Source organism: Arenibacterium sp. CAU 1754, from assembly GCF_054482635.1.
On record NZ_JBTLRG010000004.1, the window covers coordinates 287,379 to 305,826 of the forward strand.

22 protein-coding genes are annotated in these 18,448 nt (G+C 61.9%); 7 read left to right on the forward strand and 15 right to left on the reverse strand.

The genetic code is table 11. The features are described from left to right. Positions 1 to 5: 5 nt before the first annotated feature. The 4 genes from ACXYMO_RS16030 to ACXYMO_RS16045 form a co-directional block, all read right to left on the reverse strand. Positions 6 to 548: an NADPH-dependent FMN reductase gene (locus ACXYMO_RS16030; RefSeq protein ID WP_458879736.1), complete on the reverse strand. Its 543-nt coding sequence runs from the start codon at positions 546 to 548 to the stop codon at positions 6 to 8. A gap of 108 nt (positions 549 to 656) precedes the next feature. Beyond that, a complete protein-coding gene (locus ACXYMO_RS16035) occupies positions 657 to 1,313 on the reverse strand; it encodes an OmpA family protein (protein ID WP_458879737.1) in 657 nt (218 codons plus the stop codon). Between the two features lie 130 nt (positions 1,314 to 1,443). Beyond that, the gene (locus ACXYMO_RS16040; RefSeq protein WP_458879738.1) at positions 1,444 to 2,295 is read right to left on the reverse strand and encodes a methylated-DNA--[protein]-cysteine S-methyltransferase; all 852 of its coding nucleotides are present in this window, start codon (positions 2,293 to 2,295) and stop codon (positions 1,444 to 1,446) included. Positions 2,296 to 2,518: 223 nt separating this feature from the next. Continuing rightward, a complete protein-coding gene (locus tag ACXYMO_RS16045; protein WP_458879739.1) occupies positions 2,519 to 3,472 on the reverse strand; it encodes a calcium/sodium antiporter in 954 nt (317 codons plus the stop codon). Between the two features lie 278 nt (positions 3,473 to 3,750). Between ACXYMO_RS16045 and nth the strand changes: the two genes are divergently transcribed. The 3 genes from nth to ACXYMO_RS16060 are packed head-to-tail and all read left to right on the forward strand — an operon-like array spanning position 3,751 to position 5,982. Beyond that, positions 3,751 to 4,395, forward strand: a complete 645-nt coding sequence (gene nth / locus ACXYMO_RS16050) for an endonuclease III (RefSeq protein WP_458879740.1) — start codon at positions 3,751 to 3,753, stop codon at positions 4,393 to 4,395. Then, positions 4,392 to 5,381 (forward strand): adenosine kinase, encoded by a 990-nt coding sequence (locus ACXYMO_RS16055; RefSeq protein ID WP_458879741.1) that lies wholly within the window; start codon positions 4,392 to 4,394, stop codon positions 5,379 to 5,381. Before nth ends, ACXYMO_RS16055 begins: the two co-directional genes overlap by 4 nt. 1 nt (position 5,382) lies before the next feature. Next, positions 5,383 to 5,982: a GNAT family N-acetyltransferase gene (locus ACXYMO_RS16060; RefSeq protein WP_458879742.1), complete on the forward strand. Its 600-nt coding sequence runs from the start codon at positions 5,383 to 5,385 to the stop codon at positions 5,980 to 5,982. Here ACXYMO_RS16060 and ACXYMO_RS16065 read toward each other — a convergent pair. Beyond that, positions 5,979 to 6,470 carry a hypothetical protein gene (locus ACXYMO_RS16065; protein ID WP_458879743.1) on the reverse strand — a complete coding sequence of 164 codons (492 nt, stop codon included), beginning with the start codon at positions 6,468 to 6,470 and terminating at the stop codon, positions 5,979 to 5,981. The two genes, ACXYMO_RS16060 and ACXYMO_RS16065, sit on opposite strands and share 4 nt — an antisense overlap. Continuing rightward, positions 6,467 to 6,949: an RNA pyrophosphohydrolase gene (locus tag ACXYMO_RS16070; protein ID WP_458879744.1), complete on the reverse strand. Its 483-nt coding sequence runs from the start codon at positions 6,947 to 6,949 to the stop codon at positions 6,467 to 6,469. The genes ACXYMO_RS16065 and ACXYMO_RS16070 overlap by 4 nt, the downstream gene beginning before the upstream one ends. 303 nt (positions 6,950 to 7,252) lie before the next feature. On the opposite strand from ACXYMO_RS16070, the gene ACXYMO_RS16075 reads away from it, so the two are divergent. After that, positions 7,253 to 9,280, forward strand: coding sequence for an FAD-dependent oxidoreductase (locus tag ACXYMO_RS16075; RefSeq protein WP_458879745.1), 2,028 nt, complete (start codon positions 7,253 to 7,255; stop codon positions 9,278 to 9,280). Between the two features lie 5 nt (positions 9,281 to 9,285). Here the strand turns inward: ACXYMO_RS16075 and ACXYMO_RS16080 are convergent, their stop codons facing one another. The 4 genes from ACXYMO_RS16080 to ACXYMO_RS16095 are packed head-to-tail and all read right to left on the reverse strand — an operon-like array spanning position 9,286 to position 12,264. Next, positions 9,286 to 10,242 (reverse strand): OmpA family protein, encoded by a 957-nt coding sequence (locus ACXYMO_RS16080; protein ID WP_458879746.1) that lies wholly within the window; start codon positions 10,240 to 10,242, stop codon positions 9,286 to 9,288. Further along, a complete protein-coding gene (locus ACXYMO_RS16085; RefSeq protein WP_458879747.1) occupies positions 10,239 to 10,811 on the reverse strand; it encodes a peroxidase-related enzyme in 573 nt (190 codons plus the stop codon). Before ACXYMO_RS16085 ends, ACXYMO_RS16080 begins: the two co-directional genes overlap by 4 nt. Further along, the gene (locus tag ACXYMO_RS16090; protein ID WP_458879748.1) at positions 10,808 to 11,539 is read right to left on the reverse strand and encodes a GNAT family N-acetyltransferase; all 732 of its coding nucleotides are present in this window, start codon (positions 11,537 to 11,539) and stop codon (positions 10,808 to 10,810) included. The genes ACXYMO_RS16085 and ACXYMO_RS16090 overlap by 4 nt, the downstream gene beginning before the upstream one ends. Next, positions 11,539 to 12,264 (reverse strand): competence/damage-inducible protein A, encoded by a 726-nt coding sequence (locus ACXYMO_RS16095; RefSeq protein WP_458879749.1) that lies wholly within the window; start codon positions 12,262 to 12,264, stop codon positions 11,539 to 11,541. Before ACXYMO_RS16095 ends, ACXYMO_RS16090 begins: the two co-directional genes overlap by 1 nt. A 48-nt stretch (positions 12,265 to 12,312) precedes the next feature. Here ACXYMO_RS16095 and sfsA point away from each other — a divergent pair, with 48 nt between their 5' ends. Both sfsA and map read left to right on the forward strand, forming a co-directional pair. After that, a complete protein-coding gene (sfsA, locus tag ACXYMO_RS16100) occupies positions 12,313 to 13,017 on the forward strand; it encodes a DNA/RNA nuclease SfsA (protein ID WP_458879750.1) in 705 nt (234 codons plus the stop codon). 51 nt (positions 13,018 to 13,068) lie between these two features. Next, on the forward strand, positions 13,069 to 13,893 hold the full coding sequence (gene map / locus ACXYMO_RS16105; RefSeq protein WP_458879751.1) for a type I methionyl aminopeptidase: 825 nt from the start codon (positions 13,069 to 13,071) through the stop codon (positions 13,891 to 13,893). 11 nt (positions 13,894 to 13,904) lie between these two features. Here the strand turns inward: map and ACXYMO_RS16110 are convergent, their stop codons facing one another. From ACXYMO_RS16110 to ACXYMO_RS16120, 3 genes are read right to left on the reverse strand one after another with little or no spacing between them, the layout of a single operon-like run. Then, positions 13,905 to 14,549: an HAD family hydrolase gene (locus ACXYMO_RS16110; RefSeq protein WP_458879752.1), complete on the reverse strand. Its 645-nt coding sequence runs from the start codon at positions 14,547 to 14,549 to the stop codon at positions 13,905 to 13,907. Continuing rightward, positions 14,546 to 15,100 carry a 16S rRNA (guanine(966)-N(2))-methyltransferase RsmD gene (gene rsmD / locus ACXYMO_RS16115; RefSeq protein ID WP_458879753.1) on the reverse strand — a complete coding sequence of 185 codons (555 nt, stop codon included), beginning with the start codon at positions 15,098 to 15,100 and terminating at the stop codon, positions 14,546 to 14,548. Before rsmD ends, ACXYMO_RS16110 begins: the two co-directional genes overlap by 4 nt. Then, positions 15,097 to 16,308 carry an NAD(P)/FAD-dependent oxidoreductase gene (locus tag ACXYMO_RS16120; RefSeq protein ID WP_458879754.1) on the reverse strand — a complete coding sequence of 404 codons (1,212 nt, stop codon included), beginning with the start codon at positions 16,306 to 16,308 and terminating at the stop codon, positions 15,097 to 15,099. Before ACXYMO_RS16120 ends, rsmD begins: the two co-directional genes overlap by 4 nt. A gap of 91 nt (positions 16,309 to 16,399) precedes the next feature. Between ACXYMO_RS16120 and ACXYMO_RS16125 the strand changes: the two genes are divergently transcribed. Beyond that, on the forward strand, positions 16,400 to 16,888 hold the full coding sequence (locus ACXYMO_RS16125; RefSeq protein ID WP_458879755.1) for a redoxin family protein: 489 nt from the start codon (positions 16,400 to 16,402) through the stop codon (positions 16,886 to 16,888). A gap of 42 nt (positions 16,889 to 16,930) precedes the next feature. On the opposite strand, the gene ACXYMO_RS16130 is transcribed toward ACXYMO_RS16125, so the two are convergent. Together ACXYMO_RS16130 and ACXYMO_RS16135 are read right to left on the reverse strand one after the other, a co-directional pair. Further along, positions 16,931 to 17,233 carry a 4a-hydroxytetrahydrobiopterin dehydratase gene (locus tag ACXYMO_RS16130; protein ID WP_458879756.1) on the reverse strand — a complete coding sequence of 101 codons (303 nt, stop codon included), beginning with the start codon at positions 17,231 to 17,233 and terminating at the stop codon, positions 16,931 to 16,933. Further along, positions 17,230 to 18,417, reverse strand: a complete 1,188-nt coding sequence (locus ACXYMO_RS16135) for a GNAT family N-acetyltransferase (RefSeq protein WP_458879757.1) — start codon at positions 18,415 to 18,417, stop codon at positions 17,230 to 17,232. Before ACXYMO_RS16135 ends, ACXYMO_RS16130 begins: the two co-directional genes overlap by 4 nt. Positions 18,418 to 18,448: the final 31 nt, after the last annotated feature.

An 18,448-nucleotide genomic window follows, 5' to 3' on the forward strand; every position in this document is an offset into this window, starting at 1 on the left:
ACCGCCTAGCGCCCGATCTCGGCCCGCAGGTTGTCCATCAGTTCCTGAAGCGTCTTGACGTACAACTCACCCTTCAGGTGGTCGTTTTCGTCAAACTGATTGTTGCAATCGGCCAGATGCACCTCGGGTCCCTGCATGATGCGCGGGCGGAACGTCACCATGAACGTGCGCAGGATCAGTTGCGACCGCTCCCCGCCCGACCGCCCCGAGGATGCGGACATCACCGCAACCGGTTTGCCCTGCCAGGGATGCGGTTTGACCCGGCTGATCCAGTCCAGCGCATTTTTCAGAACGCCGGACGGGCCCTTGTTGTATTCGGGGGTGGAAATCACGACCGCGTCGGCCTCGTCGATCTGGCGCGACAGGCGCTTGACCGCGTCGGGTGCGCCTTCTGCGTCTTCGAGGTCGCCATCGTAGAGCGGGAAATTCAGATCGGCTTCGACAAAGGTTTCGGCGTCGAAAAGCCGCGCCGCCTCGCGGATCAGTTTTCTGTTGCTCGACTCGCGGCGCAACGATCCAGAGAGGCCAACCAGGTTATACTTGCTCATTCCTATCCCCATGCTCGGTGGTGTGCCCCCTTATGGCATGGGGACAAACCAAAAGGCGACCGGTCCCGAAGGACCGGCGCTTATCTCGTGTCTGATCCCTTGTACGGATCAAGCGTTGGGAAGGATCACAATTTCCACGCGCCGGTTCAGCGCGCGCCCTTCCGGGCTCAGGTTCGAGGCGATCGGTGCGTCCTCACCCCGGCCGATGGTGCGGATACGGCCCGGGGCGGTCCCGGAGTCGATCAGCACGTTGGCCACGGCCCGCGCACGTCGCTCCGAGAGATCCTGGTTATAGGCCGCATCGCCCACGTTATCGGTGTGGCCAAGGACCTGAACGGTCGAATTCGGATAGGCCTGCAGGTTGCCCGCCACGCTGCGCAAATCGCGCTGCAGATCGGCGCGCACGGCAAAGCTGTCGGTGGCGAACAGGATATCCTGCGGCAAGGTCACGATCAGGCGGTCGCCCGTGTTGGTGATCTTGACGTTGTCGTTGCCCAGATCGCGGCGCAGGTCGGCCTCTTGCTTGTCGAGGTTGTTGCCGATCAGACCGCCGGCAATGCCGCCCACTGCGGCGCCAGCAACCGTCGACTCGGTGTCGCCGCCGATGATCTGGCCCAATGCGGCACCCAGACCGGCACCCAGCAGAACGCCCTGATCACGGTTGCGGTTGGGATTGTTGGGGTCAGTCAGCGATCCCGGATCGGTGCACGCGCCCAGCGCCAGAACGCCGCTCAGTGCGGCAATTGCGGTCATTTTGAATGTCATGTCAGTACCTGCCATATGCTTTTGACCCGTATACTCGGGCTTCCTAAACGTATAACTGCACCTATTGTTCCCAAGCTCTCAAGCCAAATTTTGCCTGCCCTAGGCGGATCTCTGCCCATGGCGGGTCTGCTCAGGCCTCGCTGCGGGCCGCCTCAAAGGCCAGCATCGCGCGTTTCACCGGCAATCCCCAATGGTATCCCCCCAGACCGCCGGACTTGCGCAGCGCCCGATGGCACGGGATCAACCAGCTGACCGGGTTGCGCCCTACCGCAGTGCCCACAGCGCGCACCGCGCGCGGATTGCCCACCGCTTCGGCGATTTCGGAATAGGTGGTCACATGTCCGGTCGGAATGCTCAGCAGCGCCTCCCAGACCTTGATCTGAAACGGCGCGCCGATCAGGAACAGCGGCGTCTCGCTCAGGTCGCCGGTCCCTGCGCCAAAAGCATTAAGCACCCAGGGGCGCAGCATCATCGGGTCCTCCACAAACTCGGCTCCGGGCCAGCGCCCCACCAGATCCTCCATTGCGGCCTCTTCGCCGGTTTCGGCGGCAAACCCGATCCCGCATATGCCCTTTTCCGTCCCCATGACCAGCGCCGGACCAAAGGGGCTTTCGAACCAGCCCCAAAAGATGGTCAGACCCTCGCCGCCACGGGCGAATTCACCGGGGCTCATCGACTCCCACCGCAGGAACAGATCGTGCAGACGCCCGCCCCCCGACAACCCGGTCGCATGGGCGGTTTCAAGCGTGGTGAACCGGTCCTGCAACAGGGCCTTGGCATGGCCCAGTTTCAGATATTGCTGATACCGCTTGGGCGACACGCCGACCCAGGCCGAAAACAGGCGCTGGAAATGCGCCGGGCTCATGTCCATTTGCCGCGCCAGTTCCTCAAGCGTCAGACCATCGCCGCCCTGATCGATCAACTCGATCGCGCGCCGCATCACGCCGTAATGATATTCCTGATCGGGGGCCTGAACGTTCATGGTTGTCTCCTTGTCACGCCTTAAACTTAAGGTGCCCACCCCCCCGGCGCGACCCGATTCCTGCGGTTTAATCGGGCATCCGCCAGGGCGTTCAGCATTTAGCTTCGTTTGGGAGGCCCTCACTCGAAGTCGGGCTCTGTCCGCTTTGCGGGACAAAGCTGCCATTCATCAAGACACGCCAAAGGTTCGCTTTCCGTCACTCGCCTGCAGTCCCTACCTCTCTTCAGGTCAGCAGCACACCAAGATAGACCGCATAGGCCAGAACAAAGAGCCCACCTTCACGCCGAGAGATTGTCCAGCCCGTTCGGGCAAAGCCGATAAGGACGAGCGTCGAGGCACATAAAACCCAGATATCCAAGGTCACAATCTGGCTTGGAATGACCATGGGCTGGACAAGAGCGGTGACCCCGAGAATACCCAGAATGTTAAAGATGTTGCTGCCCAGGACGTTTCCCAAGGCGACGGCTCCTTCGCCTTTTCGAACAGCAATGATCGCGGTGACGAGTTCCGGCATCGACGTTCCGATTGCAACGATGGTCAAACCGATCACCGTTTCCGAAAGCCCCGCATCCTGTGCAATCGACACGGCACCCGGCACCAATAAGCGTGCACCGAATATGGTAATCGCCAAACCCGCCAATGCGATCAGCAGCGAAACGACGAGCGAGGTTTCTGGTCCGGGCACGGCTTCGGCTTCACTCTCATAGAGATCGCCGGCTGGCGTTCCCCCTGACCGTTTCTCAGACCAAAGCGTGAACGCAAGATATGCCGCCAAAGCGAGCACAAGTCCCGCACCGGCCAGCCGACCAATTTCGCCAACCAGAACGGCCCCCAGACACAGGAGCGTCGCAAGCACGACCACCATTCCGTCGCGCCGGAATGCTTTCGGGTCAACCGCGACAGGCGCCATCAAGGCAGCGATGCCAAGGATAAGAAGAACGTTGCCAATATTGCTGCCGACAACGTTTCCGACCGCGATGCCGGAAGACCCGGAGAGCGCAGCTTGCAGGCTTGTGACCAATTCCGGCGTTGAGGTTCCAAAGCCAACCAGTGTCAGTCCGATCACCATCGGTGAGATGCCGAATGATTTCGCAGCGGAAACCGCGCCGCGAACCAGAAGTTCGCCGCCGACGACCAGACCGAGAAGGCCCAAAATGACGAGAAGTGACGCACTCATTTTGCGAGGGTCTTTCTACACAATTTCGGTGCAGATTTGGGCATTTGGAACTGCGTTGCAAGACCCCAAGCAGACTTTCGTCATGTGCGCAGCATCGGTCGCTTTAGGCTCAAAACCGCCTTTGCGGTAGTCTGCGAAAATGCTGTCGCGTATGAGACTGAGACAGCGCATACGGCTGCGCCAAATCACCTGACTGACGAGGCGCGGGAGGAAAAGCCGCGCATCACCCCACCGGTTTCCCGTTGCGGGCGCGCGCATCGCACGGCATTAAGGCGCAGATGGCAAAGCAACTCGATTATCATACGATACGTGAGATTTTCACCCGCTTTCATGCGGCTGAACCTGAGCCCAAGGGCGAACTGGATCACGTCAACGCCTATACGCTGGTCGTGGCCGTGGCGCTTTCGGCGCAGGCGACGGACGCCGGCGTGAACAAGGCCACCCGCGCCCTGTTCAAGGTCGCCGATACGCCCCAGAAAATGCTGAATCTCGGCGAAGAAGGGCTGATCGACCACATCAAAACCATCGGCCTGTTCCGCCAGAAGGCCAAGAACGTGATCAAGCTGAGCCGTATTCTGGTCGAGGACTATGATGGCGAGGTGCCCAATTCACGTGCCGCGCTGCAATCCCTGCCGGGTGTTGGACGCAAGACCGCGAACGTGGTTCTGAACATGTGGTGGCGGTATCCAGCGCAGGCGGTCGATACCCACATCTTTCGCCTCGGCAACCGATCGGGCATCGCGCCCGGCAAAACCGTGGACGCGGTCGAACGCGCCATCGAAGACAACATCCCGGTCGACTTTCAACTGCACGCGCATCACTGGATGATCCTGCACGGCCGGTACCACTGCAAGGCACGCAAACCCATGTGCCCCACCTGCCTGATCCGTGATCTGTGCCAATTCGAGGACAAGACCCAATGAAGACCTACCAACTCGTCGGGATCGGCAATGCGGTTGTCGATGTCATTTCACAGACCGACGATACGTTTCTCGATCATATGGGGATTGAAAAGGGCATCATGCAGCTCGTCGAACGCGACCGCGCCGAGGTTCTGTTCGGGTCGATGGACAGCCGAATCCAGACGCCGGGTGGGTCGGTCGCCAACACCATCGCGGGCGCCGGGGCGCTGGGCCTTGAAAGCGCGTTCATCGGGCGCGTGCACGACGATGCGCTCGGGCATTTCTATGCCGACGCGATGAACGAAAACGGTATCGATTTCGTCAATCCGCCGGTGGTGGGGGGGGAATTGCCCACCTCGCGGTCGATGATCTTTGTCTCGCCCGATGGTGAGCGGTCGATGAACACCTACCTTGGCATTTCGTCGGAACTCAGCTCGGATGACGTTCCGCAAGAGGTGACAAGCCGCGCGCAGATCATGTTCCTCGAAGGGTATCTGTTCGATAAGGACAAGGGCAAATCCGCCTTCCTCGAGGCCGCTCGCAACTGCCGAAAGAACGGCGGCAAGACCGGCATCGCGATTTCCGATCCATTCTGCGTTGACCGGCACCGCGGCGATTTCCTGTCGCTGATCGAACATGAACTGGATTTCGTCATCGGAAACGAGGCCGAGATTCAGTCGCTGTTCGAAACCGATCATCTGGACGATGCGCTGATGCTCACCGCCGGGCTGTGCCCGCTTGTGGTCTGCACCCGGTCGGGCGATGGCGTTTCGGTGATGGAAGGCACATCGCGCATCGACGTGCCCGTTGAAAAGATCGTTCCGGTCGATGCCACCGGCGCGGGCGACCAGTTTGCCGCCGGGTTCCTTTACGGCATGGCCACGGGGCGCGATCTTGAAACCTGTGCCCGTATCGGCAGCGTTTGTGCACGCGAAGTAATCAGCCACATCGGCCCCCGCCCCGAGGCGAACATGCCCCAGCTGCTGCGCGACGCCGGGCTGCTGTAAGATGGAGCTGGGCGACGGGGTCTTTGACGTGCCCGCGGGCAAGGTCGCAACCATCGTCACCCATCTGGAAATGCGCGCCCGGGCCAATCTGCGCCCGGTGCCTGCCCCGGATGGCATAACCATTCGCCGCATCGACGCCCCCGCTACCGATTGGTACCGCGACCTGTTCCTGCGCGTCGGCGGGCAGGACTGGCTGTGGTTTTCGCGGCTGAACATGGGCAGGGACGACCTGCACACCATCCTGAACGACCCCAAGGTCGAGGTTTACGCCGTTGAACGCGACGGCGTCGCTCAGGGGTTGCTGGAACTGGATTTCCGCCAGCCCGGTGACTGCGAACTGGCGTTTTTCGGGCTGACCAGGGCCCTGATCGGCACCGGCGCGGGGCGGCACCTGATGAACCACGCGATCAGCCGCGCATGGGCGGCCCCGATCACCCGGTTTCACGTGCACACCTGCACGTTGGACAGCCCCGGCGCCCTGTCATTCTATCGGCGCAGCGGGTTCACCCCGATCCGCCAACAGGTCGAAATCGCAGACGATCCCCGCGTTACCGGCAAACTGCCCGAAACCGCCGGGCCGCAGATTCCGATTTACCGTTAACGCCGCCTCGGCAGACACGGGCCGCCGCTGAAACAGGATTGCATCTGTTTCAGAACCTTGGGCTCGGGCGCGGGAAAGAGGTCGGAATAACACGGGTCCACGTTCAACACGAACCCTTCGGCGCGCCGTTCGACAAAGGCCAGATACCGCTCTTCGTTTTCGATCGCGGCACACCACGCCCCGGCGCAGGTCAGATCGACCCGGATCTCGCGGTCAAATGGCGTGCCAAACCCGCGCGTGTTCAGCGCCTGCCCCTTGAATCGCGCCATGACCGATTGCGTCGGGCGCGGCCCGTCCGAGGGCGCAACGCGCGGTCGTTTGGGCAATTTCGCCTCGTCGAAAATCAGATGCCCATGCAGCACCACATAGGTTTCCGGCGCGTCGGCGACCCGGCGGAACGTGGCCGCGGCGTCGGGGCGCAGACAGGACAGGGCAAAGGCCGGGCTGCACCAAAGGGCAAGGATCAGGGCGATGAAAACCTGTTTCAAAACAGAACCGAAAACTCGGCCACCACGCGGGCATAGACCGCACGTTTGAACGGAACGATCTTGTCGACCAGCTCATCGACCGGCTGCCAGCGCCATTCCGAAAACTCAGGGTGGTCTGTTTCGATCTTGACCTGATCGTCCGTGCCGGTGAACCGCAGCAGGAACCATTTCTGCTCCTGCCCGCGATACCGGCCCTTCCAGATGTTGGGCACCAGATCGTGCGGCAGGTCATAGGGCAGCCACCCTTCAGTTTCCCCCACATATTCCACAAGGTCGCCGGTAACGCCGGTTTCTTCCCACAATTCGCGCAGGGCGGCGTCCTGCGGGTCCTCGCCCTCGTCAACACCGCCCTGCGGCATCTGCCAGGCCTCGGTATCGCGATCCAGCCGCTGGCCCACGAAAACATGGCCGTCCTTGTTCATCAGCATGACGCCGACACAGGGACGATAGGGCAGTTTGACGATTTCTTCGGGTGTCATCGGGGTCTCGGGTCCTGTCTTGCATATCCTGCAACTGGTGCCGGATTGGCTGTTTGGTTTCAAGATAAGGTTTCAGGCCCCGAAATTCCAGATGCCTGCGAAGGTTACCCATTTATTATCAAAGGTTTATACATGGTGAAATGTTTCGCGCGCGAAACAAATTTCCCCTAACCCATTGATTTTCCGTCAACGGGATTTGGCATTTGTGGCCATTTCGGTCCAAATGCGGGTGACGCTGCGTCCGGGGTGACAAGCAGCGTGCGCAGGGTGATCCTGCGCGCAACATGAAACAGGGAGCGACTCATGGCCACCTATCCGCATATGCTGGAACCACTTGATCTGGGCTTTACCACGCTGAAAAACCGCGTGCTGATGGGGTCGATGCACACGGGCCTCGAAGAAACCCGTGACTGGAACCGGGTGGCCGAGTTTTACGCCGAACGTGCGCGCGGCGGCGTGGCGCTGATGGTCACCGGCGGGATTGGCCCCAATCTCGAAGGCTCGGTCCTGCCGGGTGCGGCGATGATGACCACCGAGGATGACATCGCCAACCATTCCATCGTGACCGGGCGCGTGCACGAGGCAGGCGGCAAGATCGCCATGCAGATCCTGCATGCAGGCCGCTATGCCTATGGCCCCAAATGCGTCGCACCCAGCCCGGTGAAATCGCCGATTTCCCCCTTTCCGCCGACCGAACTGGACGAAGACGGGATCGAGAAACAGATCGCCGACATCGCCGAGGCCGCCCGCAAGGCCAAGCTGGCAGGCTATGACGGGGTCGAGATCATGGGGTCCGAAGGGTATTTCCTGAACCAGTTCCTTGTCACCCACACCAACAAGCGCACCGACCGCTGGGGCGGCAGCTATGAAAACCGCATGCGCCTGCCGATCGAGGTGGTGCGCCGCACGCGCAAGGTGACGGGCGAGGATTTCATCATCATCTACCGCCTTTCGATGATCGACCTGGTGCCCAACGGATCGACCTTTGACGAGGTGGTGCAACTGGCGCAGGAAATCGAAAAGGCTGGCGCCACGATCATCAACACCGGCATCGGCTGGCACGAGGCGCGCATTCCCACCATCGCCACATCGGTGCCGCGCGCGGCCTTTGCCTGGGTTACCAAGAAGCTGATGGGCAAGGTCGGCATCCCGATCATCACGTCGAACCGGATCAACACCCCCGAGGTCGCCGAAGAGGTTCTTTCGACCGGCTGCGCCGACATGGTGTCGATGGCGCGCCCGATGCTGGCCGACCCGCATTTCGTGACCAAGGCCGCGGCCGGAAACGCGAACAAGATCGCGCCCTGTATCGCCTGCAACCAGGCCTGCCTGGACCATACGTTCGGCGGCAAGCTGACCAGTTGCCTGGTCAATCCGCAGGCCTGTCACGAAACCGAACTGACCATCACCCCGACCGATGCCCCCAAGACAATCGCCGTGGTGGGCGCCGGTCCTGCGGGCCTGTCGGTGGCAATCACCGCCGCCCAGCGCGGGCACAGTGTGACCCTGATCGACAAGGCGGGCGAGATTGGCGGCCAGTTGAACATGGCCAAGCAGGTGCCCGGCAAGGAAGAATTCTGGGGGCTGGTCGACTGGTACCGCGCCATGGTGGCCGATCTGGGCATCGAAACCCGTCTGAACACGGTTGCAACAGCCGACAATCTGAGCGGATTTGACGAGGTTGTCATCGCCACCGGCGTTATCCCGCGCGACCCCGGCATTCCGGGCCAGGATGGGCCCAATGTGCTCAGCTACATCGACGTTTTGCGCGACAAGGCCAAAGTTGGCAAAAAGGTCGCCGTGATCGGAGCGGGCGGCATCGGGTTCGACGTGTCCGAATATCTGGCCCACGAAGACACCAGCCCGGCCGAAAGCATCCCCTTGTGGATGGAGGAATGGGGCGTCGCCGACCCGGCCGAACACCGCAGCGGTCTGGCCCCCGAAGGCCCGCACCCGCACGCCCCGGCCCGCGCGATAACCCTTTTGCAACGCAAGGCGGAAAAACACGGCAAACGGCTGGGCAAGACAACCGGATGGATTCACCGCGCGGCGCTCAAGATGAAGGATGTCGAATTCGTCGGGGGCGTGAATTACGAACGGATCGATGCCGACGGGCTGCATGTATCCTTTGGCGAAGCGCGCGAAAAGCCAACCCTGATCGAGGCGGACACCATCGTTCTGTGCGCCGGACAGCTGAGCGAACGGTCACTGGCCGATGCGCTTGAGGCCAAGGGCATCTCTGCCCACGTGATCGGCGGTGCGGATGTGGCTGCGGAACTGGATGCGAAACGGGCGATCAATCAGGGCACGCGTCTGGCGGCGGCATTGTAAGGCGCCTACCCGTCAGACAGCAGGATGGCTTCGACCCGGCGGTTGGCTTCGCGGCCCTCGGCCGTCAGGTTGGACGCGACGGGCGAAAGATACCCCATGCCCTCGGCCTGAATACGGGCCGGGGCAACGTCATAAGTGTCGATCAGATAGGTGCGCACTGTTTCGGCCCGCCGTTTTGACAGGGCGATATTGCGATCCAACACACCGACGCTGTCGGTGTGGCCGACCAGCGCAATGACAACATTGGGATTGTCCCTGAGGTATCCCGCAAGCTGTTCCAGCGAGTCATAAGTCCCCCCGTTCAAGTTGCCGGACCCTGTGGCAAAGTCCAGATCGTCCAGAACGACATGGCCCATCGCGACCAGGTCCGCAATGCGGTCCTTGGCCCCTGCCAGCGGTGTAACCGGCGCGTCGCCCCCCACGGGTGGGGGTGAGGCGGCCGGTTCACCGCTATCGGTCCGGATTTGAAACCCGTCCGGGCGGTTCACATAGATGATCTGCACAAAGGCCGCCGCACGGCTGCGGCTGACCAAAAGGCTGACCGCCTCGCCCGACTTTCGCAGGGCCGACAGGAAGCGAAAGTTGTGAATATCGACATACATGTCCGGGGCGGGCACGACCTCGGTTGCAAAGCGGAAATCAAATCCCCCGCATTCCCGGTCCTCACATTGAAAAATGATGTCGAACCCGGCCTCGGAAATCTGCGCGCGCAGCGGGGCCAGAACTTGCAGCGTCGTCAGGCCCGGTCCGTCGATGCGCCAGGTCTGCCGCTCGATCCGGCCTTCGAACCGTTGCTGGCGCAGTCTGTCATCCAGATACGGCCCTACCGGCAGGGCATAGCTGTCCATCTGGCTGGACCGGTCCGAAACCTGCCGCGCCCCCGCCGGAAGGGACAGTTCCAACGCGGCGGCAGAAAGCGCAAAACAGGACAGCGCCGCAAAGGCGGCAAGAAATCGGATCATCTGAATTGGGCGTGATACTCTTCGTTGGGGCGCATGCCTGTTGCGCTTGCCACTCGGTTTGACATGTTGAAGAAGCCAGTCACATTGGCGATATCCCAGATATCGCGATCCGTGAAGCCCACATCGCGCAGGGCCCTGCGGTCCTCTTCCTCGATGGTGGCGCTGGCGATCGTGACTTTTTCCGCGAAGGTCAGCATCGCCCGCTGGCGTGCGTCCAGCGGCGCGACGCGCCAGTTCATCACCAGCATTTCGCCCAGCATCGGATCGCCCGACAACTGGCGCACCGCGGCACCATGGGCGACGAGGCAGTAAAAGCACTTGTTGATCGAGGAGACGCAAACCGCGATCATCTCGCGCTCAAGCTTGCTCAGCCCGCTGTCGGCCAGCATCAGGTCATTGTACATGCCCGTGAAGGCGTTCAGCTTGTCGACGTCAAAGGCATTGGCGCGCAGGACGTTCGGGATCATGCCCAGCTTGTCCATGCAGATGTCGAAATACTTTTGCGTCGCTTCGGGCAGCGGATCGACCATCGGCAGGTCAAGCGCGGTGGGTGAATTCGGATCGGTCACGTCTGGGGGTGCTCCGTTGGCAAGTGTCGGTAATGGTACTGTCCCACAACCTGCATCCCGAGGGAAGTATAGAGACCATTGGCCGCGGTGTTGGCGCGGGTACAGATCACCGTCAGGGTATATGCCCCCTGGTCGCGCGCCCAAAGTGCAGCGGCGCGCATGAACCAGCGCCCCATTCCAGCGCGGCGCTGAAACGGCACCACCTCGACCGCGTGGACCATGGCGACGCCGTCGTGGATCGCGACAAAGGCGACACCGGCCGGTTTGTCCTTGTGCCGCCCCAAAAGGCCGGTTTTTGGGCCCTTGGCCCGCTCCATCACGGCAAGGCGCGCCGGGCCGATGCCCCCTGCGGCCCAGATTTCCCGCATGATGGCGAGCGGTTCCCACACGCGCAGCACCGTGACCGGCGGGATCGCCTGATCGCATAGCTGGTCGATCGGACAGGCGTAAATGTTGACCGGGTCCATGATGTCATACCCGCGCGCGGCCAATGCGGCGTCGAGATCATCCTGCCCATCGCGGATTTGAAAAATCAGCCGCTGATCCATCGCGCCCATCGCGGCCTCGGCGGCGTCGATATCACTGGCCTCAAAGGGCCCTTCCTGAGTGGTCGAAGACACACGGCTGCCGCCGCCCTCCCCATGGCGCAGCATCCAGGGGCCCAGGCGTTCATAGCGCGCCGCAGGCCAGGTGCCGTCAACGACAGCGTACCAATCGGGCGCGGTCATCAAAGCGACCGGATCGCGTGCGACAATTCTTCGATCACGGCATGGACACGCCCGCCATCCTGACCGCGGACAACGACGTTGGCGCCGTGTTTTCCGTCCTTCTGGAACGGATAGCAGCCGATGGACAGATCGTCATGGCGCGCGGCCAGATCATTCAGGATCTGGGCAATGTCACCTTCGCCGTGATTGACCTGAAGAGTTTCCGAAATAACCGGCGCGCCGCCGGTCAGGGTGGGTAGGACACTGGCCACCATCGCCTGAAAGATCGACGGTATCCCGGCCATGACATGCACGTTTTTCAGCGTGAAACCTGGCGCCGTAGACACCGGGTTTTCGATCAGCGCCGCGCCATCGGGAATACGCGCCATGCGCAGCCGCGCCTCGTTCAGTTCTAGGCCCGTACGGTCATAATGGGCCTGAAGCAGGGCCAGCGCATCGTCGCGCACGTCAATATGCACGCCAAAGGCCGCCGCGATGCAATCGGCGGTAATATCGTCATGGGTTGGCCCGATCCCGCCACTGGTGAACACGTGGTCACAGGCCTCGGACAAGGCGCGCACCGCGGCAATGATCGCATCGCGGTCATCGCTGACGACCCGCGCCTCTTTCAGGTCGATCCCGTGTTTGGTCAGCTCCCCGGCCAGATGGTGGGTATTTGCATCGCGGGTGCGGCCCGACAGGATTTCATCCCCGATCACGAGCATCGCGGCGGTTGGGTTGGCCATGTCAGCACTCCCTTGAATGGCGGTTAAGCTGGGTATAGGCCGCGTTCCATGCGCTTTCAAACCCCTCTTGTGCCCGCCCGCCTGATCCGCCGCTACAAACGGTTCCTTGCCGATTGCACGCTGGAGGACGGGCGCGAGGTGACCGCCCACTGTGCCAACCCCGGATCGATGATGGGACTGGCCGAGCCGGGCATGAAAATCTGGCTGCAACCCAACGACGATCCGAAGAAAAAGCTGAAATACGGCTGGCGGTTGGTCGATCACGAGAACGGGCATTTCACCGGGGTCGACACGTCGGTGCCCAATCGTGCCCTGCGTGCGGCGCTGGAGGACGGGCAGATTCCCGAATTCGCCAAATACGAAACCGTGCGCCCCGAGGTGAAATACGGTCAGTCCAGCCGCATCGATTTCCTGCTGAGCCAGCCGGGCCTGCCCGACATCTATGTCGAGGTGAAAAGCGTCACGCTGTGTCGGCGTGAGGGACTCGCCGAATTTCCCGACAGCGTGACGGCGCGCGGCGCGAAACATCTGGCCGAATTGTCCGATATGGTGCGTGACGGGCACCGGGCGGTGATGCTCTATCTGGTGCAGCGCACCGATTGCACGTCCTTTGATCTTGCCCGTGATATCGACCCGACATACGGCAGGGCCTTTGATGATGCATATCAAGAGGGTGTTGAAATCTTGTGCTATGGTACAAAAATTACACCAAAGGGCGTTGAATTGGGCCCTGCACTGTCATCGTTGATCTGACGGCCTCTGGTCCTTTTGGGCCGAGGGCACTAAATAACCGGTCAAGCCACTATGGAGCATTTGGTGAATAATGAACTGCGCGGCCGTCTGACGAAGGACGGTATCCGAATTTATGACACAGCGGATTTTGCCGGGATGCATGCAGCCGGAGCACTGGCCGCGCGCATTCTGGATGATATTGCGGACCATGTTTTTGTTGGTCAGACGACCGAGGTGCTCGACCAGAAAATCAACGACATGGTCGAGGCGGCGGGCGCCAAATCCGCCACGATCGGCTATAAGGGGTACCAGCATGCCAGCTGTATCTCGGTCAACCACGTGGTCTGTCACGGCATCCCGGGCCCCAAGACGCTGAAGGACGGCGATATCCTGAACATCGACGTGACGGTGATCGTCGATGGCTGGTTCGGGGATACCAGCCGCATGTATGTGGCCGGGAAACTGCCGCGCAAGGCCGAACGCCTGATCGACGTCACACATGACGCCCTGATGCGCGGGATCGAGATGGTCAAACCGGGCAACACGTTCGGTGATATCGGCCACGCGATCCAGACCTATGTCGAGGCCAACCGGATGAGCGTCGTGCGCGATTTCTGCGGCCACGGTCTGGGGAGGGTGTTCCACGCCCCGCCCAATGTTCTGCACTACGGGCGCCCGGGCACCGGCGCGGTACTGGAAGAAGGCATGTTCTTTACCATCGAACCGATGGTGAACCTGGGCCGCCCGGAAACCAAGACGCTGGCTGATGAATGGACCGCCGTGACACGGGACAAGTCGCTGTCGGCTCAGTTCGAACATTCGGTCGGTGTGACCGCCGACGGATTTGAAATTTTCACGCTGTCACCCGCGAACAAGTTCCACCCAACCTACGACTAAGACCGGGCAGATCAGCCCAGTCCAAGGTGCCCGGCGATGGTCTCCATCCGGTCGACGACGTCTGCCCCTTCGGCGGCAAGAGACGCGTCCTGCCCTTCGGTCGCGAACCCGAAACAGCGCACGCCCGCATTGCGGGCCGCGCGGCAGCCAGGCGCGCTGTCGTCGATCATCACCGCACGGGTTTTGTCGACGCCGGTCACGTCAATGGCATGCAACAGCATGTCGGGGGCCGGTTTCGGGGCAAAATGTTCGCGCGAATAAATCCGCCCCTGCAACCTGTCCCACAGGCCCGAGGGCGTCAGGGAGTGGCGCATTTTCTGCATCGGCCCGTTCGAGGCGACAGCGATATGCATACCGGCGTCTTCGATGCGTTCGATCAGGTCGAGAACGCCGGGAATGACTGGAACCCCCTGTTCCAGCCGCGCATAGATTACCCCATACATGTGATCGACCCATGCTTCGGGCAGGTCCGCGCCCATGCGGACGGCCGCGTCGCGGGCCGTATCCATCGTTCCGCCCAGAAACAGGGAACGCGCCCCACCCGCGCTGAGATCGAGGCCGCGGGTCCTGAGATCCGCCGCGATCAATTCGAGCGTCGTGGCTTCGGAATCGACCAGAACGCCGTCGCAGTCGAAAATCACAAGGTCAGCCGTCATTCCGGGGCCTCCAGCAGGGTGACATGGGTATCGCCATACCGGCGCGTGTCTTCCAGCACAAAGCCGTCGGGCGCGGTTTGCGGGCTGCTTTCCTCCCACACAATCAGGGCGCCGGGTGCCAGCCAGCCGCCTGTCAGAGCGGCCTCAAGCGCGATTTGGCCCAACTCTTTGCCATAGGGTGGATCGAGGAACACCAGATCATAGGGCGCGGCGGGGTTGTCCCCCAGTTTGGTGGCGTCGCGCCGGATGAAATCGGTACGGTCGGCGCTGTGTGTCAGGGCGATATTCTTGCGGATCAGCGTGGCGGCCATGCGCCCGTCATCGACGAATGTCACATGGGACGCGCCACGCGACAGCGCCTCAAGCCCGAGGGCGCCCGTCCCGGCAAACAGGTCCAGCACCCGGGCATCGGGGATCACACCAGTATGCATCAACACGTTGAACAGGCTTTCGCGCACCCGGTCTGTGGTCGGGCGCAGATGCGCGCCGGGATCGCCTTTGCCGACCGAGGCCAGCGCGCGACCGCGGAATTCTCCGGCGATGATCCTCACGCGCGCAACAGGGCCTTCATATCGGTTTCTGGATCGGCAATCAGGGCCGGATCCGGGGATTTGCCCGCGTCGATCAGACGTTTGCCAACCATATAGGCGCGCGGGTCGTTCATCGCATCGACAGCCAGCAGCGTGTCGCCCTGATAGTACCAGAACGAAACCGTCTGCCCCTCACCGGGCCGGGTCACGATCCGGTCATACCCGGTATTCAGCCCGCCAATCTGAAGTTTGACGTCATATTGGTCGGACCAGAACCACACCTTTGGCACATAGTCCTTGTTCGCCCCCATCAGGTTTGCAGCGACGCATTCGGCCTGGTCGATCGCGTTGGGAACGCTTTCCAGACGCAACCGCCCGCCGCGATAGGGAAACGAGGCGCAATCGCCCGCCGCCCAGATGTGCGGATCCGAGGTGCGCCCCTGTGCATCGGTCCAAATGCCATTGTCGATGTCCAGCCCGGCCTGTTCTGCCAGCGCGGTGGCAGGCGCGATGCCAATGCCAACCACGACGAAATCCACGGCAAGCGTGGTGCCGTCGGACAGCACCGCGCCAGTGACGCGGCCTGCGTCGCCGGTCAACCGCTCAAGCCCGATGCCTTCGCGGATATCGACCCCGTGATCGGTGTGCAGCGCACGGAAATAATCGCTGGTTTCAGGGGCCGCGACGCGTTGCAGGATGCGGTCGCCCATTTCCACCAGCGTCACCTGAACCCCGCGTTTGGCGACGACGGCGGCCGCCTCAAGCCCGATGTAGCCACCCCCGACGATCAGGGCGCGCGCGCCTTCGGTCACCGAAGAGGCCATGGCATCGACATCGGCTAGGGTGCGCACGGTGAACACGCCGTCCAGATCGCCGCCGATGGACGCCGGCAACCGGCGCGGATCGGACCCGGTGGTCAGGACCAGCTCGTCATAGGAAATCACCTCGTCGGGCAAGCTAACGGTTTTGGCCGCGCGGTCGATGTGGGTGACCGGCTGGCCCAGTTTCAGGGTGATGTCGTGTTCCGCATAAAAGCTTTCCGGGCGCAGAAACAGGCGTTCCAGCGCCATTTCACCCAGCAGATAGGCCTTGGACAGGGGCGGGCGCTGATAGGGCGGCACCGGTTCGGCGCCGATCAGGGTGATCTGCCCCTCAAACCCGTCGTTGCGCAGTTTGGCAACCAGCGACGCCCCCGCCTGCCCGGCCCCGATTACAACTATATGGGTCATACCTGCCCCGCCCTTCCGATTTTGTTCGTCATTCGCTGAAACGACCCTATATTCTGCGAAACTGCAAAGGCAAACCAACAGGGGACGCAAAATGACAATTTCGACAGGCGACAAGCTGCCCGAGGCAACGCTGGTTCAGATGGGGGCCGAAGGTCCGCAAGAGGTTTCGCTGGCCGATAAGACCGCAGGCCGCAAAGTGGTGATCTTTGCCGTGCCGGGCGCCTTTACGCCAACCTGCCATTCGGCACATGTGCCCAGCTTTATCCGCACCAAGGAACAGTTCGATCAGAAGGGCGTGGACGAAATCATCTGTGTGTCCGTCAATGACCCGTTCGTGATGAATGCCTGGGGCGAAGCAACCGGGGCAAGTGCCGCCGGGATCACCATGCTGGCCGATGCGCAAAGCGCGTTCACCACCGCGATCGGCATGAATTTCGACGCCCCGCCCGTTGGCCTGATGGCCCGCTCCAAGCGGTATGCCATGCTGGTCGAGGACGGTGTCGTGAAACAGCTCAACACCGAATCCTCGCCGGGCGAGTGCGAGATTTCCGCTGGTGAAGGCCTGCTTGAGACGATGTAATCGGACTGCGCCCCGGCCTTTGGTCGGGGCGCGACCGGACGATCAGTGCCCGGCGGCCAGGCTGTCCATCTTGCGGGCCAGTTTGGCGTCCAGCGCGCTCAGGCCGTCAACGTCATGCGTCGTCAGTTCCACTTGGATCTTGTTGTAGACATTGCGCCATTCGGGGTGGTGATCCCATTTCTCGGCCCAGAATGCCACGCGGGTCATCCAGCCGAACGCATCCACGAAATTTTCAAACTCAAAGGTCTTGGCGATGGCATCGCGGCCGTCGACCACACTCCAGCCGTTCCCGAGCAGCGGGTTCAGCAGCGGGCCACGGGTCTCTTCGGACAGTCGCTCGGTCATTCCTGTTCCTCCACCTGAATTTTCTTGAACGGACCATAGTCGGTCAGGATTTCTATTTCTTCCTCGACCGCCTCACGTTCGGCGGCAAGGTAATTGCGAATGGCATCGGCAAAGCCCGGATCGCCCACCCAATGCAGGCTGTAGGTTTCCGTGGGCAGATAGCCGCGTGCCAGTTTATGTTCGCCCTGCGCCCCCGCCTCGACCCGTTTCAGGCCCAGCGACAGCGCCAGGTCGATGGCGCGATAATAGCACAGTTCGAAATGCAGGCAGGGATGATGTTCGGCGCAGCCCCAATAGCGGCCAAACAGCGTCTCGCGCCCGATGAAGTTAAGCGCCCCGGCCACGTAATGGCCATCCCGTTCGGCCAGTACCAACGCCATATCCTCGCGCATTGTGTCCTGCGCAATGTCAAAGAACTGCCGCGTCAGATAGGGTGAGCCCCATTTGCGCGCGCCCGTGTCCTGATAGAACCGCCAGAAAGCATCCCAGTGTTCGGGCTGCAACTCATCACCCGTATAGGCGCGAATCGTGCCGCCAAATCCGTTGGCCTGCGCGCGCTCCTTGCGGATGTTCTTGCGTTTGCGCGACGACAGGCTGGCCAGAAACCCGTCGAAATCGCCGTACCCCTGATCGACCCAGTGAAATTGTTGCGTGGTCCGGGCCATCAGGCCCATCTGCGCGCCTGCGTCGGCCTCGGCCTTGGTGCAAAAGGTGATGTGGATCGACGACACCCCGTTGTCAGAGGCCAGTTGCACCGCGCCCTGCACCAATGCCGACTGGCCCACCGTTTCATACCCCGGGCGCACCAGAAGGCGCCGGCCGGTGGCGGGTGTAAAGGGCACGGCAATCTGCAATTTTGGATAATAGCGCCCGCCCGCCCGTTCATAGGCATGGGCCCAGTTGTGATCGAAGATATATTCGCCCTGACTGTGGGATTTGGCATACATCGGCGCGCAGGCAATCAGCATCCCGTCCAGATAGGCGGTCAGGTATTGTGGTTGCCAGCCGGTGCCGGGGCCGACCGATCCGCTGTCTTCCAGCGCGCTCAGAAACCGGTGCGTGGTAAACGGGTCAAAGGGGCGTCCGTTGTCGGACGCCTCGGGGCAGGCACAGGCATCCCAGTCGTCTGCCGCGACCTGCGACAGCGATCCAAGGACCTGAATTTCAATCTGTGCCTGATCCATGTCCGCCCCGTTGCGCCCTGTCTTTATGTGT